14 protein-coding genes are annotated in these 19,620 nt (G+C 61.5%); 8 read left to right on the top strand and 6 right to left on the bottom strand.

Features of this window, described 5'->3' with window-relative positions; genetic code table 11:
* The first annotated feature begins 20 nt into the window (after nucleotides 1-20).
* The 3 genes from HME9302_RS09720 to HME9302_RS09710 all read left to right on the top strand — a co-directional run bounded on the left by HME9302_RS09720 (nucleotide 21) and on the right by HME9302_RS09710 (nucleotide 5,328).
* Entirely contained in the window at nucleotides 21-959 is a 939-nt protein-coding gene (locus HME9302_RS09720; RefSeq protein WP_115366849.1) for a DMT family transporter, read from the top strand.
* 70 nt (nucleotides 960-1,029) lie between these two features.
* On the top strand, nucleotides 1,030-2,868 hold the full coding sequence (gene glmS, locus HME9302_RS09715; protein ID WP_115366848.1) for a glutamine--fructose-6-phosphate transaminase (isomerizing): 1,839 nt from the start codon (nucleotides 1,030-1,032) through the stop codon (nucleotides 2,866-2,868).
* A gap of 99 nt (nucleotides 2,869-2,967) precedes the next feature.
* Nucleotides 2,968-5,328, top strand: coding sequence for a putative bifunctional diguanylate cyclase/phosphodiesterase (locus tag HME9302_RS09710; protein WP_230079955.1), 2,361 nt, complete (start codon nucleotides 2,968-2,970; stop codon nucleotides 5,326-5,328).
* A 6-nt stretch (nucleotides 5,329-5,334) separates the two neighbouring features.
* On the opposite strand, the gene purQ is transcribed toward HME9302_RS09710, so the two are convergent.
* The 3 genes from purQ to HME9302_RS09695 all read right to left on the bottom strand — a co-directional run bounded on the left by purQ (nucleotide 5,335) and on the right by HME9302_RS09695 (nucleotide 9,342).
* Nucleotides 5,335-6,012, bottom strand: a complete 678-nt coding sequence (purQ, locus tag HME9302_RS09705) for a phosphoribosylformylglycinamidine synthase subunit PurQ (RefSeq protein ID WP_115366847.1) — start codon at nucleotides 6,010-6,012, stop codon at nucleotides 5,335-5,337.
* Nucleotides 6,012-6,263 (bottom strand): phosphoribosylformylglycinamidine synthase subunit PurS, encoded by a 252-nt coding sequence (gene purS, locus HME9302_RS09700; protein ID WP_115366846.1) that lies wholly within the window; start codon nucleotides 6,261-6,263, stop codon nucleotides 6,012-6,014. Before purS ends, purQ begins: the two co-directional genes overlap by 1 nt.
* A 148-nt stretch (nucleotides 6,264-6,411) precedes the next feature.
* Complete coding sequence (locus tag HME9302_RS09695; protein WP_181815733.1) at nucleotides 6,412-9,342, bottom strand: M16 family metallopeptidase; 2,931 nt, start codon at nucleotides 9,340-9,342, stop codon at nucleotides 6,412-6,414.
* 183 nt (nucleotides 9,343-9,525) lie between these two features.
* On the opposite strand from HME9302_RS09695, the gene HME9302_RS09690 reads away from it, so the two are divergent.
* Nucleotides 9,526-10,419 (top strand): diacylglycerol/lipid kinase family protein, encoded by an 894-nt coding sequence (locus tag HME9302_RS09690; protein WP_181815732.1) that lies wholly within the window; start codon nucleotides 9,526-9,528, stop codon nucleotides 10,417-10,419.
* A gap of 42 nt (nucleotides 10,420-10,461) precedes the next feature.
* Here HME9302_RS09690 and purC read toward each other — a convergent pair whose 3' ends face one another.
* From purC to HME9302_RS09675, 3 genes are all read right to left on the bottom strand, one after another.
* Complete coding sequence (purC, locus tag HME9302_RS09685; RefSeq protein WP_115366843.1) at nucleotides 10,462-11,280, bottom strand: phosphoribosylaminoimidazolesuccinocarboxamide synthase; 819 nt, start codon at nucleotides 11,278-11,280, stop codon at nucleotides 10,462-10,464.
* An 82-nt stretch (nucleotides 11,281-11,362) separates the two neighbouring features.
* Nucleotides 11,363-12,385, bottom strand: coding sequence for an aldo/keto reductase (locus tag HME9302_RS09680; RefSeq protein WP_115366842.1), 1,023 nt, complete (start codon nucleotides 12,383-12,385; stop codon nucleotides 11,363-11,365).
* Between the two features lie 13 nt (nucleotides 12,386-12,398).
* Nucleotides 12,399-13,724 (bottom strand): cation:proton antiporter, encoded by a 1,326-nt coding sequence (locus HME9302_RS09675; RefSeq protein ID WP_115366841.1) that lies wholly within the window; start codon nucleotides 13,722-13,724, stop codon nucleotides 12,399-12,401.
* Nucleotides 13,725-13,821: 97 nt separating this feature from the next.
* On the opposite strand from HME9302_RS09675, the gene HME9302_RS09670 reads away from it, so the two are divergent.
* The 4 genes from HME9302_RS09670 (at nucleotide 13,822) to metH (ending at nucleotide 19,606) form a co-directional block, all read left to right on the top strand.
* Nucleotides 13,822-14,868 (top strand): ArsR/SmtB family transcription factor, encoded by a 1,047-nt coding sequence (locus HME9302_RS09670; protein WP_115366840.1) that lies wholly within the window; start codon nucleotides 13,822-13,824, stop codon nucleotides 14,866-14,868.
* Nucleotides 14,865-15,803 carry a methylenetetrahydrofolate reductase [NAD(P)H] gene (gene metF, locus HME9302_RS09665; RefSeq protein ID WP_115366839.1) on the top strand — a complete coding sequence of 313 codons (939 nt, stop codon included), beginning with the start codon at nucleotides 14,865-14,867 and terminating at the stop codon, nucleotides 15,801-15,803. Before HME9302_RS09670 ends, metF begins: the two co-directional genes overlap by 4 nt.
* The gene (locus HME9302_RS09660; RefSeq protein ID WP_115366838.1) at nucleotides 15,800-16,861 is read left to right on the top strand and encodes a homocysteine S-methyltransferase family protein; all 1,062 of its coding nucleotides are present in this window, start codon (nucleotides 15,800-15,802) and stop codon (nucleotides 16,859-16,861) included. The genes metF and HME9302_RS09660 overlap by 4 nt, the downstream gene beginning before the upstream one ends.
* 111 nt (nucleotides 16,862-16,972) lie before the next feature.
* The gene (gene metH / locus HME9302_RS09655) at nucleotides 16,973-19,606 is read left to right on the top strand and encodes a methionine synthase (RefSeq protein ID WP_115366837.1); all 2,634 of its coding nucleotides are present in this window, start codon (nucleotides 16,973-16,975) and stop codon (nucleotides 19,604-19,606) included.
* The last annotated feature ends 14 nt before the right edge of the window (nucleotides 19,607-19,620 follow it).

Below are 19,620 nucleotides of genomic sequence, written 5' to 3'. Positions count from 1 at the left end.
GTGGCCGTAAGGGCGCTCACATGTCCGCCGCCTCTATCCACCAGAACGACCGCCTCGGCCTGCTTTACGCCGCCGCCGGTTTCGCCTTGCTGTCGTTCGGGGATGCAGTGGTCAAAACTATGGTCGACGAATGGCCGCCCACGGCCATCGCCGCCTTGCGCTACAGCCTTGGCGCGGCGGGGCTTTCCGCATTGTTGTTGGCGAGCGAAGGACGCGGGGCTTTTGCCGGGTTCCTGCAACCGATCCAGTGGCTGCGCGGTGCCAGCGTGGCGATCGCCACCATCTGTTTCTTCGGTTCGCTGCTGGTCATGCCGCTGGACGAGGCGACCACCATCGTGTTCGTCGCACCGATGCTGGTGGCTTTGTTCGCGCCTGTGTTCCTGGGCGAGAAATCCCGGCGGGAAAGCTGGATCGCGTCGGGCGCGGCGTTTGTCGGCGTGTTGATCGTGCTGCGGCCCAATCTGGCGGAGATCGGCTGGGCGGCCTTCCTGCCGCTTGTCGCTGCCACCGGCATGTCGATCCTGATGATTGCCAATCGCGCGGTGGCGGGGCGTAGCAGCGCGCTTTCCATGCAGGCCTTTGTCGCGCTGGCCGCCGCCCCGGTCATTGTGACGGTCGCCATTGTCGCGCATTTCACGGTCGATGTGTTGCGGGTGGGCACGCCGGACTGGACGGTGATCGCTCGCTGTGCATTTGTGGCAGTCAGCGCCAGTAGCGCGCACTGGCTGGTCTATCTTGGTACCACGCGGGCAGGCGCGGCCACGATTGCGCCGATGACCTACATCCAGCTGGTCGTTGCAGTACTGCTGGGCTGGTGGTGGTTCGGCGATGTGCCGGACCTTGCCACGCTGGCAGGCGCCACAATCATCATCGGCGCGGGCCTCTACCTCTGGCATCGTGGGCGCGCTGCGCCTATTCCCGCCGGAAGGCAGGCGGTGGTGGAACGCACGCAGGACTGAACCCTTTTGCAAGGGACCGATGCTAGCAAGACTTGGCTGGCAGCAAGAACGAAATGGGGACCTGACCAATATGTGCGGCATTATCGGCATTGTGAGCGAAACAGGCGTAGCCGACCGGCTGGTCGACGGACTGAAACGCATGGAATATCGCGGCTATGATAGCGCCGGGGTCTGCACGCTCGACACGGACAATAATGGCGGCCACGAACTCGTCCGACGCCGGGCGAAGGGCAAGCTGGAAAACCTCGTCGCGGAACTGGCCGGCAATCCTGCGCCGGGCACCATCGGTATCGCGCATACGCGCTGGGCAACCCACGGCGCACCGACTGCCGCCAACGCGCATCCCCACGCAACGGACCGCGTGGCTCTGGTCCACAACGGCATCATCGAGAACTACAAGCCCTTGCGCGACGAGCTGGTAGCTGCAGGGCGCACATTGGAAAGCGAAACCGACAGCGAAGTGGTGGCCCATCTCGTAAGCCAGCAGATCGAAGTTGGCGCGAGCCCGGAAGACGCTGTGCAGACGGTACTGCCGCGCCTTCGCGGTGCGTTCGCGCTGGCGATCCTGTTCCGCGACCATCCGGGCATGATGATCGGCGCGCGGCGCGGTTCGCCGCTGGTAGTCGGGTATGCGGAAGGCGAGATGTTCCTAGGGTCGGACGCGCTGGCGCTGGCCACCCTGACCCAGCGCATCGCTTATCTGGAGGAGGGCGACTGGGTTGTCCTAACCAGAGACGGCGCGGAAATCCGCGATACCGACAACGCGCCGGTGCAGCGCGAGATCACGACTTCGGGTGCATCTGCGGCCGCAGTGGAGAAGGGCAATTACCGCCACTTCATGCAGAAGGAGATATTCGAACAGCCTACAGTCGTCGGCCAGACATTGGGATCCTATCTGCGCCAGTCGGATGGCACCGTGGCCCTACCGCAATTCGATTTCGACCTGTCGAGCGTGAAGCGCATCACCATCGTGGCGTGCGGCACCAGCTTCTATGCCGGAATGGTAGCCAAGTACTGGTTCGAACAGTTTGCCCGCGTGCCGGTCGATATCGATGTAGCAAGCGAGTTCCGCTATCGCGACCCGGTGCTGGAGGATGGCGGCCTGGCGCTGTTTATTTCGCAAAGCGGCGAAACGGCGGATACGCTGGCGGCGCTGCGCCATTGCAAAGAAGCCGGGCAGACCATCGCAGTGGTGGTGAATGTCCCGACCAGTTCGATGGCGCGCGAGGCCGACCTGCTGCTGCCCACCCATGCCGGCCCGGAAATCGGGGTGGCAAGCACCAAGGCATTTACCTGCCAACTTGCCGTACTCGCCGCGCTCGCTGCCAACATGGCGGTGAAGAAAGGGCACATGGACCGGGCGGAGGAACAGGAGGTGGTGCGTCACCTGTTCGAAGCGCCCGCCTGCCTCAATGCGGCGCTGGGTCATGACGAGGATATCGAGGCTATGGCTCCGCTGATCGCCCCGGCACGGGACGTGCTGTATCTGGGGCGCGGCCCGGATTATCCGCTGGCGTTGGAAGGGGCGCTGAAATTGAAGGAGATCAGCTACATCCATGCCGAAGGCTATGCCAGCGGCGAGATGAAGCATGGGCCCATCGCACTGATCGACGAAGATGTGCCGGTCATCGTGCTCGCGCCGTCGGGCCCGTTATTTGAAAAAACGGTCTCCAACATGGAGGAAGTGCGTGCACGTGGCGGGCAAATCGTCCTGATCTCCGATGCAGAAGGGCTGGCGGCCGCTGGCGAAGGGTGCCTGGCCACCATCGAAATGCCGAGTGTCCATCCGCTGATTGCACCGCTCGTCTATGCGGTACCGGTGCAATTGCTGGCTTACCACGTGGCTTGCGTGAAGGGTACAGACGTGGATCAGCCGCGCAATCTGGCCAAATCGGTGACTGTGGAATAGCTTGATATTTGCGAAGGAATAGAAAGCCGAAGCGGCTTATTTCCTGCAATTCAGAAGTGGTTTACTGGAAGCTAACACTTCTACCGTAGCGCTCCGGGGGTGAAACATACGCCCCCTCCTATTCCGGGTAAATCCGGTCCGCTTACGCTTCGCGTCCTGCTTGGCTTGTCGGATAGCGACGAAGATAATTGGGGGCGGCTGCGCGGGATCCAGTTCAAGCGCATTGCCGAGCTGACGACCAGCCGCATCATCGTCACATTGATTGCCGCCGCACATATTGTGGCGCTGTTTTTCGGGAAAGCTCCGTCCGCTATATTGGGGATCTGGGCCATCGCGGTGTGCGGGTTGCTCTATTACAACATCAAATTCGAGCACAGCCTGTGCAATCTGGGCAAATGCGTGCTGAGTCGGGCGCAGTATCGCAAACATGGCATCAACGCTGTAATCACGGGGCTAGTCTGGAGCGCGCCGCTCGCCATTTTCGCTCCCTACGCCGGAGCGCCGGAATTAGGGATGTTGGTCGCAATTTTGGGACTGCTGGCAGTGGGTACCGCCCTCGGGCGGAACGCCGCGCCGGTAGGAGCGCTCATTTTCATCGGGATCGTGAGCATATCGGCCTTGATTGCGTTGGTGTTGATGCAGCAATGGATGTTTGCGCTGGTCGTTGCGTTATATGCGATCCAGTGCATCGGAGGCACGCTGACCGGTGCGCGTACGTTCCTGACGGGGCGTCTTGCGGAAGCGGGCCTTTCCGAAAAGTCCGAAGTCGTGTCGCTGCTGCTGCGCGAGTTCGAGGAAAACCAGGCGGACTGGTTATGGCAGATCGACACGGCGCGCCGGGTTCGTTCGGTATCCCCGCGGTTTGCGTTCGCCACAAAAAGCCCACCCGAAGAGATCGAAGGAATGCCGTTCCTCGAACTGATTTCGGGCGATGCATGGCGCACCGGACAGTTTCCGCCCAGCCTGCATGAACTGGCCGACAAACTGAAACGGCGCGAAAGTTTCTCGGCATTGCTGGTCAAGGTGACGATCGGCCGTGAAACCCGCTGGTGGGAGCTTTCCGGCACGCCGATGCTGAACCATGATGGCAAGCATATCGGTTTCCGCGGTGTCGGTTCGGACGTGACCGAGCAGCGCGAATCGTCGGAAAAAATTGCCTATCTTGCCCGTTACGACACGCTCACCAGCTTGCCGAACAGGTTGATGCTGACAGAATCGCTCAACGATGCGCTGCGTTATGCCGAACAATGGCGCACGCGCTGCGCGTTCCTGATGATCGACCTTGATCGGTTCAAGGCCGTGAACGATTCGCTGGGGCACCATGTCGGCGACCAGCTGCTCGCACAGGTTGCCGAGCGGCTGCGTGGTGTGATGGGCAAGAACGAACTTGTCGGGCGGCTTGGCGGTGACGAATTTGGTATCGTGATCCGCGACGCTAGCGAACAAGGCACTATTACAGGGGTTGCCGGGCGCGTAATTGAACAATTGTCGCAGCCTTACACTCTCGACCATCAAACGTTGTATGTGGGTGCCAGTGTCGGTTCGGCTATCGGGCCGCGCGACGGTATCAATGTCGAAGACCTGATGCGCAACGCCGACCTTGCGTTGTACCGCGCCAAGGACGAAGGCGGCGGCGAGCACTGGGCTTACGAACCCGGCCTGCACGCCACGGCTGAAGAGCGTCGGAAACTGGAATTCGCGCTTCGCAACGCACTGGAACGCGGCGAGCTGTCACTCAACTTCCAGCCGGTGGTGGATGCGAATTCGGAACAGGTTCTCAGTTTCGAGGCGCTGGTACGCTGGAACAATTCCGAACAGGGCTTCGTCAGCCCCGGCAAGTTCATTCCACTGGCGGAAGACACCCGCCTGATCGTACCGATCGGCGCATGGGTGCTGGAACAGTCATGCAAGGCGGCGATGTCCTGGCCGTCGAATATTCGCGTTGCCGTAAACGTTTCGCCCGAGCAGCTGGCAGAACCCGACTTTGCCGACACGGTGGTGCGCGCGCTGGCAAATAGCGGTTTGGATGCGCATCGTCTTGAAATCGAAGTGACCGAAAGCATTTTCCTGCGCGATGCGAACCTGGCCAGCAAGTCGCTGGAACAGGTCATGGCGCTGGGATGCACCGTGGCGCTCGACGATTTCGGTACCGGCTATTCCTCGCTCGGCTATTTGCGCAAATTACGCTTCACCACGATCAAGGTGGACCGCAGTTTCGTGCAGGGCGCAGCGACGGACAACCCTGAAAGCCTGGCGATCATCCGGGCAGTGGTGGCCATGGCGGACAGTCTGGGCATGAAGACCACCGCAGAGGGCGTCGAAACTGCTGAAGAAGCCAAGATGATCCGCGAGATGGGCTGTACCAAGATCCAGGGATATTATTACGGTCGGCCCATGCAGTTGTCCGATACCGCGAAAATCTTTCAGCGCAGGGCGGCGCAGCCGCGGCTGTCGGCTTAAACCTCCTCAGGCGTCCGCCAGGCTTTTCACCGCGCTTTCGAACAGGATCGCGCCGTCCGTACCGCCCGTGGCCGTATCCACGGCACGTTCGGGATGGGGCATCATGCCGAGCACATTGCCCGCCGCGTTAAGTACCCCGGCAATATCGCGCTGCGATCCGTTGGTGGCATCGAGATAGCGGAACGCCACACGTCCATCACCCTCGATCCGGTCGAGCGTTTCTTCGTTGGCAAAATAGTTACCGTCGTGATGCGCCACGGGAATCGTAATCGCGGCATCTTTGTCATAGCCGGCGGTGAACAGGGACTGCGTGTTTTCAACCTTCAACTGGACATCGCGGCACACGAAATTCTGCTTCGCATTGCGCAACAAGGCGCCGGGCAGCAGGCCGGCTTCGGTCAACACTTGGAATCCGTTGCATACGCCCAGCACCGGCACACCGCGCTCGGCCTGTTTGGCGACTGCGCGCATGACCGGACTGTTCGCTGCCATCGCGCCCGAACGAAGGTAATCGCCATAGGAAAACCCGCCCGGCAGTGCGATGAAGTCCAGCCGGTCGGGCAGGGCGGCATCGGCGTGCCATACGCGCAAGGGCGGCGTTCCCGCCGCCCGTTCCAGCGCGACCGCCATGTCGCGGTCGCAATTGGAGCCGGGAAAGGTGATGACGGCAGCGCGGAAGGACATCAGGCGGCCTCCGCCTTCCGGTCCAGCTTCTCGATGCGGTAATTTTCGATCACCATATTGGCGAGCAGCTTGCGGCACATCTGGTCGATTGTTTCGTCGCTGGTACCGTCAGCCAGGTCCAGTTCGATCAGGCGGCCCACGCGAACGTCTTCCACGCCATCGAAGCCCAGCCCCTCCAGCGAATGGTGGACGGCGCGTCCCTGCGGATCGAGCACGCCGGGCTTCAGGGTGACATGGATGCGCACTAGCATGAGGCGGGTCCCTTTCACAGGATGCAGTCTGGGTTGCGGGTTGCGGCCCCGTATAGAATGCCCGGCGCATCATGCAATTGTGGCGGGACGCTTTTCGACAAGCATCCCGCCACGATAGGCCGCCGGAAACGGCGCGGTTCGCCTGTGCCTATTCCGGTTTCAGGCTTTCATGCACCACGGTCACTTTCTTGGCGCCGCCCGGGGTCAAGTACTTCAGCGCTGCAGCCTGGAGGTCGGCCGTTGTGACGGAAGCATACCGTTCCTTGCGATTGCGCACGCGGTCCAGCCTGTCGGCTTCGGATTGTGCGGTGGACGCCACTGCGGTCCAGTAGCTGTTTTCACGCTGGTCCTTTTCGAACCGTTCCATCAGCGGCTTGCGCGCCCGTTCGAGCAGATCGTCGGACACTGTTTCGTCGCGCAATTTCCGTGCGATTTCAGCCACTGCGTCGTAAACGACATCGGCTTGGTCGGGCGCGATGATGACGCTGGTGGTGAGCACGCCGTAATCGTCATAGATGCTCGACATACTGGAACTGGCCGATGGCGAGTAGCTCGCCCCCAGTTTCTCACGCACGACTTCCAGCAACTCCAGCCGCATGACGCTGCCCAGCATGGACATCACCGCCTCTTCGCGCGCATCGTCGTCATCTGTTGTCGGCCAGGTCGCCGTGGCGAGGGCCTGATCGGGTGTACCCGAATGATAGAGCGTAACCGGCGAACGGTCCGCCGGGAACGATGTGGTCCGCGCTTCGGTAAATTCAGGATCGGTCAACCGACGTTCGGGCAGCGCGCCAAACGTCTTGGCTACTGCTGCGATCACCTCATCGGCGTCGAATTCGCCCACCACGGCGATCTCGATCGGCGCGTTGGCGAACTGTTCCGTAAGCGCAGCCTTCAGCTTGGTAGCATCGAGGCCGAGCAGGACGTCCTGCGATGGAATACCGAACCGCATATCCCCGTTGTTGAGAATGCGATTGAGGTCGCGCCCGGCTACCTGTTGCGGCGAACTGTCGAGCTGCGCCACGAGCAATGGCACGATCGCTTCCCAACGTTGCTGCATTGCAGGGCGATAGCCTGGATCGGTCAGGAATGCGGCGCTGACTTGCATCTGGCGTTCCAGATCGGCCATTTTGGTGCTACCCGAAGTACCGAAGTAATCGGTGCTGACGCTCAGCCCCGGTGCAACATCGCGGCCAGCCAGAATGGCCGACAATTCGTCGCTCGAATGCTTGCCCAGGCCGCCATTTGCAAACGCCACGCTCATATAGATGGGTAGGCCGTACTGATCCTGCGGCAGCGCCAGCGCGCCGGAGCCGACCTCGATCGAATAGCGCAGCTTGCCCTGTTCGAAGTCGGTCGGTTTCAGGTTGAGCATTACATTGTTGGCAAAGCGGATCGTGCGAATGCCCAGATCTTCGATCATGGTGTCGCTGACGACCGTGCCTGGCGTGCCGAAATCGTCATAGGCAAACTCTGCCGCAGCTTCGTTTGCGGGGGCCATGACCGCCACTTTCGACGATGCGTCGTAAGCAGCCAGAACCGCATCCGTGCCGCCGGGAATGTCTTCCTTCACGCTGACATGGATCAGCGGTTCGGAACCCTGGATTCGGTTGGCGAAGACGGTGTTTATGTTTTCGACGGTCATGACCGGCTTAAGACGCTGGAACAGTTCCAGCTGTGTTTGCGGCTTCAGGAAGATATCCTCTTCCGCCAACGTGCCGATAATTTGCGCCGCCAGTTGCGCATTGCGGCGTGTCCCGGCTTGTTCCGCCTGGCTGGTCACCGCCTGTTCGTAATTGGCCAGCTGTTCGGTCAGTTCGGCCTGTGTGAACCCGTATTGCTGCGCCCGGCGGGTTTCCTGTTCCGCGATCTGCAGGGCTGCCTGCCATTCGCCATCCTTGCCAACTGCAGTGACCGACGCCTGATCGGCAGCCATCAGGAAACTGCTGAAATCGACCACCCCCTGGATCAGTGGCGAACCATCCTGGTTCGAGATTTTCTCGAACCGGCGGTTCATCATCCGCGATGCCAGGTTCAGCATCAATCCTTCGGTATAATTGCGCAGCGTGGTGGGCCGCTTGGTATATTCGGCAAACCTGTCGATCGTGACGATGTTGGGCACTGCCGGGTCGACGAAAATTCCCGCTTCCGGCTCACGCAGGGTGTCGATCCGGCCGCGCTCCATCGGTGCGCCCGCCTCGCCAACGCCCCGCCAATCGGCAAACCGGCTTTTGATCTGCGCTTCGATCATCGCAGGATCGAAATCGCCGACCATTACCAGCGTGGCGTTTTCCGGACGGTAGTACCGGTTGTAAAGGCTGCGGATGGTGTCGGCAGAGGCGTTGTTAAGCACCTCCGCCGTACCGATGGGCAGACGCTGGTAGAAAGGTGTTTCCGGCCCGGCGAACTGGAAATAGTCCTTGATCCGGCGCAGGTTGAAATTGTCGCGCGTGCGCATTTCAGACAACAATACGCCGCGTTCCCGGTCCACTGCATCGGGGTCGATCGTCAGGTTGGACGCGGTTTCCCGCATGATCATCAGCGCCGTTCCGACCAACTCCGGGCTCGTATTGGGCAGGTCGAGCTTGTATTCGGTCTTGTCGAACCCAGTCGAGGCGTTTGTGTCCGCACCGAAGGCCAGGCCTTCGCGCTCCAGGATTTTGATCATTTCGCCTTCGGGAATGTTCGCCGAACCGTTGAAGGCCATATGTTCGAGGAAATGGGCCAGGCCAAGCTCATCCTCGCCCTCGCCGATGGAACCGAAATCGAATGCCAACCGCACGGACGCTGCGTTTTGCGGCGTCTCGTTGCGCAGGACGGCGTATTTCATACCGTTGTCGAGCATTCCGTAAATAACGCTTTCATCGGGCTCGATATCGTAGATCGGGAAGTTCCATCCCGTGCGCCCTGTCGGCTGCTGAGCGGTTTGCTGCGCTGCGACGGCGTCTTGGGCCGGAGCGGCTTGTTGTGCGTGCGCGATACCCGTCATGCCGGCGGTACCAAGCGCGAGCGAAGCGGCAATCAATGGCAAAGTGCGGATGTGGCGGGCGAAGCGCCGTGCTGAATTGGATGCGGTCATGTGATCAAGTCCCCCTCGATTGTGCAAATGTTTCGGCGCCAACAGGGAAAGCATACGATATGGCGCGCGACGAAAGCGGTTTGCGATTGGGCATCATATCCCTAATTCAGCAAATATGTGCCAGCTTTTCCGACATTCTGTTCTGCTAACGACATTCCGCAATCGACGAAGCGCAGGCGCAATTTGAAGCTGGAGCTCGTCTACAACCGTCATGCGGGCAGTTTTCGCGAGGATCGGCTGGCGGCCTTGCAGGCGGCGCTGACCGAACGCGGCTTTGCCGTACGCACGCATCGTACGCGGCTGGAGGGTATGGAGCTTCCGGCGGACAGCGAACTGGTCTGCGTCCATGGCGGGGATGGGACGCTGCGTGATACGGTGGCCGCCATGGGCCCGCTGGTGGAACGCGCCGCGCTGGCCATCGCGCCGTCCGGAACGATCAATCTGGTTGCGCGCGAGCTTGGCTATCACCGCAAACCCCAACTTCTGGCGGCGCAATTGGCGCAAGGTTGGGAGCGTGGGCGCAGTAGCTGGCTCGCCTCGCCACTGTTCCATTGGGGTAAGGTGCCAATGGTGTCCTGCCTCAGCATGGGGCCCGATAGCCATGCGGTGGCGGGCGTGTCCGCCAAATTGAAAGGCAGCATCGGCCGCTACGCCTATCTGGTCGCGCTGGCGCGGCAAATGGCGAGATGGCCGCGCCATGCCACGCGCGTTTCCGGGGAGCTGGCCGATGGCACTCCGTTCGAGACCGAGGCCGAGGCAGTGATCGTATCGCGCGGAAGTCTTTACGCAGGCTCGTTCCGGCTCAGCGCGAAAGCGCATCTGGCGACCGAGACGTTCGAGCTGATTACGCTGGCCCGTTCCACCCGGCGCAGCACCGCCGCGCTGATCGGTGCGACCGTCGCCCGCCTGCCGATCGAGAAGCTGGGCCTTGCCGAAATCCGCACGGTGCACAGCGCGCGCATCGGCGAATGCGAAGCGCCGGTGCAAGTCGACGGCGACACGGTATTTACACCCGGCGGTGATGCCTGCGACACCACGATCGCCGCCAGCGGCCTGACGCTACGCTACTGCATCTAGGCGGCATCACTGCAGCGAAACCACGCTATTACATTATAGGCCTTACTTTTTGGGCTTGGGCGCGGCCCCCTTGGTTCCCCCGCGCAGGCGCCCGCGGTGCGCGCTCATGTCGAGCACTTCGCCCGGTCCGCCATCGTCGTTCTGCAAGATGCCGAGCCGCCGCGCGACTTCCTGGTAGGCTTCTTCCTCGCCGCCCAGATCCTGCCGGAAGCGATCCTTGTCCATCTTGTCGTTCGTTTTCATGTCCCAGAGGCGGCAACCGTCGGGGCTGATTTCGTCGGCCAGGATTACGCGGCTGAAATCGCCTTCGTAAATGCGCCCGAATTCGAGCTTGAAATCGACCAGCCGGATATCGACGGCGGCAAACATGCCGCACAAAAAATCGTTGATGCGGATCGCCATGCTGGCGATGTCCTGCATTTCTTCCTGGCTGGCCCAGTTGAAGCAGGCAATGTGCTCTTCGCTGATCAGCGGATCGCCCAGCGCATCGTCCTTGTAATAATATTCGATCAGCGTGTGCGGCAGCGGATCGCCTTCGGTAAGGCCCAGCCGTTTGCAGATGGAGCCTGCGGCCACATTCCGCAGCACCACTTCGATCGGCACAATCTCAACCTGGCGCACCAGTTGTTCGCGCATGTTCAGCCGCCGCACGAAATGCGTCGGGATGCCGATATGCGCGAGGCGGGTGAACACATATTCGCTGATGCGGTTGTTGATCACGCCCTTGCCGTTGATCGTTCCCTTCTTGTCCGCATTGAACGCGGTGGCGTCGTCCTTGAAATACTGGATCAGGGTGCCGGGTTCGGGGCCTTCATACAGGATCTTGGCCTTGCCTTCGTAGATCTGGCGGCGACGGGACATGGGCAGGGTTCCTGTGTGGAATGGATTTGGTCGTCTGGCCTGCGCCATAGTGGGCGGGGCGGCCATACGCAATCGGGGGCGGTTAAGGCTTCACGGTCAGCTTCATGGCTCGGGGCAGCATTTCGAACATACCCAGTACCGGATGGGGCACATAGGGTTCTTCCAACGCGGCGCATTCGTCTGTGGTCAGCGTCAGGTCCAGCGAACCGATCGCGTCGGACAGATGTTGCGCCTTGGTCGCGCCGACGATGGGGCTGGTGATGCCCGGCTGCTGGCGCAGCCATGCCAGCGCGATTTGCGCCATCGGCACCCCGCGCGCTTTTGCGACCTGTTCCACCGCGTCGATCACCTTGCGGTCGGCTTCCTCGGTCCGGTCATATAGGAGGCCTTGCAACCGATCGGTTTCGGCGCGGTTGGTGCCGCCCGTTCCGGCGGGACGCGCAAGCCGTCCGCGAGCGAGCGGGCTCCACGGCATGACCGCGATGCCCCGGTCGCGGCACAGCGGCAGCATCTCGCGCTCTTCTTCGCGGTAGAGAAGGTTCACGTAGTTCTGCATCGACACGAAGGCGTGCAGCCCGGCGCTGTCCGCAAGATGGAGGAGCTTGGCAAATTGCCAGGCATACATCGACGATGCGCCGAGATAGCGGACCTTGCCCGCCCGCACGACACTATCCAGCGCCTCGACGATTTCCTCCATCGGAGTGAGCGGGTCGAGCCGGTGGATCTGATACAGGTCGATGTAATCCGTGCCGAGCCGCCGCAGACTGTCGTCGACTGCCTGGATGATCGCCTTGCGTGACGAACCGCCGGTATTAGGTGCGTTGCGCCATCGGAAATACCCCTTCGTCGCGATGACGATCTCGTCCCGGGTGGCCATTTCCTTCAGCAACTTGCCGGTAATTTCCTCGCTGGTGCCGCCGGAATAGTTGTTCGCGGTGTCGAAGAAATTGATGCCCGCTTCCAGCGCCTGCCGGATCATCGGCCGCGCTTCGGGTTCCAGCATCGCCCAATCGTGGCCGTCGGCTTGCGGATCGCCGAAGCTCATGCAGCCAAGGCAGAGCGGGCTTACATCGAGGCCCGTCCTGGCGAATTTCACATAGTCCATTCGCAGGTTTTCCTTACGCTGGCGGGGGGACGGGCGGATTGTCGGCCAGTGGTCCATCGCTTTCGACAGCGGGCACATGCTTGCGCTTGAGGCTATCGATGAGCGTACCCAGGGTGGCGCGCTGCACCAGCACGCTGAACAGGACGGCGGCAAATGTCGCGGCGAGCAGCAGGTTGCGCGTTTCGCCCGGCGGTAGCGACAGCGCCAGCGCGATGGATATACCGCCGCGCAAGCCCCCCCACCACAGCACACGGCCCGCGCCCTTGGTATCAAGCCGGGCGGCGGGCACGATCTTGGTCATCGCACCAACCGCCACACCGCGCCCGACCAGCGTAATGACGATGGCCGCGACCCCCAGCACGATGTGCGGAATACCCGGCACCAACGCGATCAATTCCAGTCCGATCAACAGGAACAGAACGGAGTTCAGAAGCTCGTCCACAAGCTCCCAGAACTTGACCACGTAATCGCGCGTCACGTCGCTCATGGCATAGGTGACGCCATGATTGCCGATCAGCAATCCCGCCACCGCCATCGCCAGCGGGCCGGAAATATGCAGCTGCGTGCAGAGCGCATAACCGCCCATTACGATGGCCAGCGTAATCAGCACTTCCAGCGTATATTCGTCCATGCTGGCAAGCGCGCGGTAGCCGACATAGCCGAATACGAGACCCACCAAAACACCGCCGCCGGCCTCTATCGCGAACAGCCGCACGCCTTCCGACAGGCTGAAATCCGCGCCCGTTACCGCTGCGCCGAGCAGGATGGTGAAGATCACGATGCCGACGCCGTCATTGAACAGGCTCTCGCCCGCCACTGCGCTTTGCAGCGATGCGGGGACGTTTTCCTCCTTAAGCACACCCAGCACTGAAACCGGGTCGGTTGGAGAAATCAGCGCGCCGAAAACGAAGTACCAGATCGGCGCGAAGGTCAGGCCGAGCAGGATGCCCACACCCCATGTCAGCGCGCCTACGATCAGCGTGGAAATCACCACGCCCACGGTGCTGAGCAGCAACACCGGCAACCAATCCGCCCGTAATCGCTCCAGATCGACATGCAGCGCGCCTGCAAACAGCAGGAAGCTGAGCATTCCCTGCAGCAGCGTGTCGGTGAAGTTCATCTGTTCCAGCAGCCGCGCGACCGTATCGTCCAGCGTGATTCCCGGAATGAACGCGTCGGCCACCATCAGCGCGATGGAAGCAAGCGCCCCCATCACGGTCAGGCCGATGACATGCGGCAGCTTGATAAAATGGTGATTGGCCCAGCCGAGGATGGCGGCCATAACCACTAGCAGCGCCGCGATGTCGAATGCGCCCAAAGCGCCGCCTGTTTCATGCATCGCACCGGCCTAGCGCCCTTAGCCGATTGCCGCCAACCGGAAATAGCGCGTGGAAACCGCCTTGCACATATAACGATATCTTTATATGACTACCTGAATGCGGATCGAACCCACCATGCGCGCTCTGGCGGACCCGACGCGGCTGCGTGTGATGCGGCTGCTTTCGGCCATGGAGCTGGCTGTGGGCGAACTGGCGCATGTGCTGGGGCAGAGCCAGCCGCGCGTGTCGCGCCATGTGGCGATCCTGTGCGATGCGGGCCTTGCCGAACGGCACAAGGAGGGAAGCTGGGTGTTCTTGCGCTCCGCCCTGGCGGCGCCCGATGATGGCAAGCTGGCGCGCGCTGTATCCTCGTTGCTCGCCGCAGCTGAGGCCGAGGATAGCGAATTTGCCGACCAATGCGCGGCCGACCGCCGGTTGCTTGCCCAGATCCGCGACACACGCGAACGCCATGCCGCGGATTACTTCGCGCGCCACGCGGCAGAATGGGACAAGCTGCGCGATTTGCTGACACCGGCGGACCAGGTGGAAGATGCGCTGGTCGAGGTATTGTCCAGCGAACCGCTCGGTCAGGTGCTCGATATCGGGACCGGAACGGGCCGGATCGCCGAATTGCTTGCCGACAACAAGGGTCTCGGTGCGGATCACATCGTCGCGCTCGACAAGAGCCCGGAAATGCTACGCCTCGCCCGCGCCAAGCTGCAATCGCTGCCAACTGGCGAAGTCGAGCTGGTGCAGGGCGATTTCGGGGCGCTTCCGTTCGCCGATGCTGTGTTCGATACCGTCGTGTTTCACCAGGTGCTGCATTATGCATCCGAGCCTGCCTACGCTCTCGCCGAGGCCAGCCGCGTTACTCGCCCGGGCGGCCGCATCGCGATCGTCGATCTTGCGGCGCACACGCAGGAGGATTTGCGGCGTACGCATGCGCATGCCCGTCTTGGTTTCGAGGATGCGCAGATGGTGCGGATGCTGGAAAGCCATGGCTTCGACCCCGCGCCCGTTCAGCGGTTGGATGGCGGCGAGCTCGCCGTATCCATCTGGACCGGACGGCGGATGGGCAGCTCCGTAACCCGGATCGATAGCGGCGTTGCCTCGGCCGTGCCTTCCATATCACGGCAGAATACCAGAAAGACACAGCGCCGATGACCCAAGCTACTCCATCCGCAGGACGCACCGTCGCGCCGCGCTTTTCCGAAGAGCAGCCACTGTTCGCCGGTCTTCCGGGCGATATCGCGATGTCGTTCGAATTCTTCCCGCCAAAGAGCGAGAAAATGGCGGAAAAACTGTGGGACGCGGTGCAGGAACTGCGCCCGCTCGCGCCCGAGTTTGTCTCGGTAACCTATGGCGCGGGCGGCTCGACCCGCGAACGCACGCACAACACCGTGGCGCGGATCATCGCAGAAGCCGGCATTCCTGCCGCCGCGCATCTGACCTGCGTCGATGCCAGCAAAGCGGAAACGCAAGCCGTGGCAGAGCAATATTGGGAAGCGGGCGTGCGCCACATCGTTGCCCTGCGCGGCGATGCGGGCGAACCCGGCGCACCCTTCAAGCCGCATCCCGAAGGCTATGATAGCGCTGCCGATCTGGTGCGCGGGCTGAAAGAAGTGGCGGATTTCGAGATTTCCGTTGCCGCCTATCCCGAAACGCATCCCGACGCCGATTGCCCGCAATCCGATCTCGACAATCTGAAGCGCAAGATCGACGCTGGTGCGACGCGCGGCATCACGCAGTTCTTCTTCTCCGCCGACACGTTCTTCGATTTCCAGAACCGGGTGAAGGATGCCGGGATCGAGGCGCCCATGGTGCCGGGCATCCTTCCGGTCACAAACGTGGCGCAGGCGCGCAAGTTTGCCGGGCAATGCGGCGCGGTGATCCCGGAATGGATGGACGGATTGTTCGAAGGGCTGGACGAACGCCCCGCCGCGCGCCAGCTGGTCGCCGCCACGCTGGCGGCGGAATTATGCCGCAGGCTGTATGCAGGCGGCGTGCGCGACTTCCACTTCTACACCCTTAACCGCGCCGATCTGGCTTATGCGATTTGCCACATGCTCGGCCGCCGACCTGTTGGAGAATTGTCGTGACTCCGCGCAAGAAACTGAACGCCGAAGCCGCAAAGCGCGTGCTCATTTTCGACGGCGCGTTCGGCACGCAGATCCAGAATCGCAAGCTGGGCGAAAGCGATTATGCGGGCGATCTGGGGCTGAAGGCCGATCAGAAGGGCAATAACGACATTCTGGCGCTGACGCGGCCTGATGTGATCCGCGACATTACCCGCGCCTATCTCGATGCGGGATCGGATATTATCAGCACCAACACGTTCTCAGCCAACACCATCAGCCAGGCCGATTACGCCGCCGAGGCCATCGTGGACGATATCAACATCGCGTCTGCCAGGATCGCGCGCGAACTGGCGGATGAATACGAGGCCAGGGACGCTAAAAACGGAATAGGCCGCCCCCGGTTTGTTGCTGGCGCGATCGGTCCGACCAACAAGACGCTGTCGCTCAGTCCCGATGTGGAAGATCCCGGCTTCCGTGAGATCACCTTCGATCACTTGGTGGATGTCTACCACCAACAGGCGGCGGGCCTCGTGAAGGGCGGGGCGGACTTCATCCTGATCGAGACGATTTTCGACACACTTAACGCCAAAGCCGGCATTTTTGCGGTAAAGAAGCTGGCGCGCGAACTGGATCGCGATGTGCCGGTCATGTTGTCGATGACGCTGACCGATCTGTCGGGCCGCAACCTGTCGGGCCACACCGTGGAAGCGTTCTGGTACGCCGTGCGCCATGCCAACCCGATCACCATCGGACTCAATTGCAGCTTTGGTGCAGAGCAGCTCCGCCCGCATGTCCAGCTCCTTTCCCAAATCGCGCCGACATTGGTGATGGCCTATCCCAATGCGGGCCTGCCCAACGAGCTTGGCGAATATGACGAAGCGCCGGAAACCACGGCGGAATTGGTCCAGCAATGGGCGCAAAATGGGCGCGTCAACATACTTGGCGGCTGCTGTGGATCGACACCAGAACACATCGCGGCGATGGCGCAGGCAGTCCAAGGTCTACCTCCACGTATTGTGCCTGCGGAAGACGCGAAAATGCGCCTTGCCGGGCTGGAGCCGTTCGAGATCGCTGCATAAATTAAAGCAAATATCGTCATCCCCGCGAAGGCGGGGACCCAGTGCCACTGGCACCACAGCCAAGACTGGATCCCCGCCTTCGCGGGGATGACGAAATAGAAAGTATTTAAAGTGTCCAACCCCGCCCCCCAGAACAGCACCGCCCGGTTCGTCAATATCGGCGAACGCACCAATGTCACCGGCTCCGCCCGCTTCAAGAAGCTGGTGATGGCGGACGATTATGCCGCGGCGGTCGAAGTCGCGCGCAGTCAGGTGGAAAACGGCGCGCAGGTTATCGACGTCAACATGGACGAAGGGCTGCTCGACGCGCACCACGCCATGACGACGTTCCTCAAACTAATCGCTGCCGAACCCGATATCGCCCGCGTGCCGGTGATGGTCGACAGCTCAAAATGGAGCGTTATCGAAGCCGGGCTGAAATGCGTATCCGGCAAGCCGATCGTCAATTCCATCTCCATGAAGGAAGGCGAGGCGCAGTTCCTCGAACAAGCGCGGCTCTGCATGGATTACGGCGCTGCCGTGGTGGTGATGGCGTTCGACGAAACGGGTCAGGCCGACACCAAGGCGCGCAAGATCGAAATCTGCAAGCGCGCCTATGATCTGCTGGTGAACGAAGGCTTTCCGCCCGAGGATATCATCTTCGATCCCAACATCTTCGCCGTAGCGACAGGGATCGAGGAGCATGACCGCTACGGGCTCGATTTCCTGGAAGCCGTTGCCGAAATCAAGAAACAGTGCCCGCACGCCAAGACGAGCGGCGGCCTGTCCAATTTGAGCTTCAGTTTCCGCGGCAACGAAACCGTACGCCGCGCGATGCACTCGATCTTTCTCTATCACGCCATCCCCGCCGGGCTGGACATGGCGATCGTCAACGCGGGCCAGCTCGATGTGTATGACCAGATCGACCCGGTTCTGCGCGAGGCGTGCGAGGATGTGATCCTGATGCGGACTCCCGCGGCAGGCGGCTGGGTGTCCGCAACCGAGCGGCTGATCGACCTTGCCGAAAGCTACAAGGGTGTGTCGGTCGAGGACGAGAAAAAGGCCGCAGAATGGCGCGGCTGGCAGGTCGAGAAACGTCTGGAACATGCGCTGGTGAAGGGCATCGACGCTGATATCGTCTCCGACACAGAGGAAATGCGCACCCGCATCGAAGCCGAGGGCGGCAGGCCGATCCAGGTGATCGAAGGCCCACTGATGGACGGTATGAATGTGGTCGGCGACCTGTTCGGCAGCGGTAAGATGTTCCTGCCGCAGGTGGTAAAATCCGCGCGCGTTATGAAGAAGGCGGTCGCCCATCTCATCCCCTATATCGAGGCGGAGAAGGAGGAAGGCGCCAAGGCCAAGGGCCGTATCATCATGGCTACTGTAAAAGGCGACGTGCACGATATCGGCAAGAATATCGTCGGCGTCGTGCTGCAATGCAACGGCTACGAAGTGCTCGACCTGGGCGTCATGGTCCCATGGTCCACCATTCTCGACACGGCGAAGAAGGAACAGGTCGATATCATCGGACTGTCCGGCCTTATCACGCCTTCGCTCGATGAGATGGTGACGGTTGCGGAAGAAATGCAACGGCTGGACTTCGATATCCCGCTGCTGATCGGCGGGGCGACTACCAGCAAGGTCCACACTGCGCTGAGGATCGACGGAGCCTATGACGGCCCGGTCATCCATGTACTCGATGCGAGCCGCGCGGTCGGGGTCGCAAGCAAGCTGTTGTCAGACACGCAGAAAGATGAATTCGTCGGCTCCACTGCGGCCGATTACGAAGATGTGCGGGTGAAACGCGCCAATAAAGGCCAATCGAAGCTGCTTTCCCTGCAAGAGGCACGCGCCAACCGGTACGAAGCGGATATCTCTGGCAAACCTCCCGCGCCTGCGAAGCCCGGCCTGCATGTGTTCGACGACTGGTCGCTGGCCGATCTGCGCGAAGTGATAGACTGGACGCCGTTTTTCCGTGCCTGGGAACTGCACGGCAACTATCCCGCGATTCTGCAAGACGCGGTCGTTGGGGAGGCAGCCCGCAACCTGCACGAAGATGCGCTCGCCATGCTTGATCGCATCGTCGAGGAAAAATGGCTTACCGCGCGTGGTGTGGCAGGCTTGTGGCCTTCCCGGCGCGAGGGTGACGATGTGGTGCTGACCGACAGCGATACGCGCCTGCCCTTCCTACGCCAGCAGGTTTCCAAGACGCGGGACCGCGCGAATTACTGCCTGGCCGACTTTGTGGCCGAGCAAGACGACTGGCTGGGCGGGTTCGCGGTCGGCATCCATGGGATCGACGAACATTCCGCGCGCTTCCAGGCGGACAAGGACGACTATTCCGACATCTTGCTGAAAGCTTTGGCAGATAGGTTTGCGGAAGCCTTTGCCGAACGCCTGCACCAGCATGTCCGTAGCGATCTGTGGGGTTATGCACCCGGCGAACAGCTGACCAATGCGGCATTGATTAAGGAAGAATATCGCGGCATTCGTCCTGCACCCGGCTATCCCGCTTGCCCGGATCACAGTTTGAAACCGATATTGTTCGACCTGCTGAATGCGCCGGCAAACACCGGACTGGAACTGACCGAAAGCTTCGCCATGTTCCCCACCGCCGCTGTCAGTGGGTTCTATTTCGGCCATGCCGATGCGTCCTATTTCGGTGTCGCGCGTGTCGGACGGGACCAGTTGGAGGAATATTCGGACCGGCGCGGGGTGGACCTTTCCACGGCAGAACGCTGGCTGCGTCCTAATCTCGATTGACCGAAGGACTGGAT

The sequence above is a fragment of the Alteripontixanthobacter maritimus genome (genome assembly GCF_003340475.1).
Lineage (GTDB): Bacteria > Pseudomonadota > Alphaproteobacteria > Sphingomonadales > Sphingomonadaceae > Alteripontixanthobacter > Alteripontixanthobacter maritimus.
This window is presented reverse-complemented; position numbering and strand designations above follow the sequence as displayed.

Coding starts and splice junctions, on each gene's coding strand:
- HME9302_RS09675 (WP_115366841.1), bottom strand. CDS start 13,724: ATGCATGAAACAGGCGGCGCTTTGGGCGCATTCGACATCGCGGCGCTG.
- HME9302_RS09670 (WP_115366840.1), top strand. CDS start 13,822: ATGCGGATCGAACCCACCATGCGCGCTCTGGCGGACCCGACGCGGCTG.
- purQ (WP_115366847.1), bottom strand. CDS start 6,012: ATGTCCTTCCGCGCTGCCGTCATCACCTTTCCCGGCTCCAATTGCGAC.
- metF (WP_115366839.1), top strand. CDS start 14,865: ATGACCCAAGCTACTCCATCCGCAGGACGCACCGTCGCGCCGCGCTTT.
- glmS (WP_115366848.1), top strand. CDS start 1,030: ATGTGCGGCATTATCGGCATTGTGAGCGAAACAGGCGTAGCCGACCGG.
- HME9302_RS09680 (WP_115366842.1), bottom strand. CDS start 12,385: ATGGACTATGTGAAATTCGCCAGGACGGGCCTCGATGTAAGCCCGCTC.
- HME9302_RS09695 (WP_181815733.1), bottom strand. CDS start 9,342: ATGACCGCATCCAATTCAGCACGGCGCTTCGCCCGCCACATCCGCACT.
- HME9302_RS09720 (WP_115366849.1), top strand. CDS start 21: ATGTCCGCCGCCTCTATCCACCAGAACGACCGCCTCGGCCTGCTTTAC.
- purS (WP_115366846.1), bottom strand. CDS start 6,263: ATGCTAGTGCGCATCCATGTCACCCTGAAGCCCGGCGTGCTCGATCCG.
- purC (WP_115366843.1), bottom strand. CDS start 11,280: ATGTCCCGTCGCCGCCAGATCTACGAAGGCAAGGCCAAGATCCTGTAT.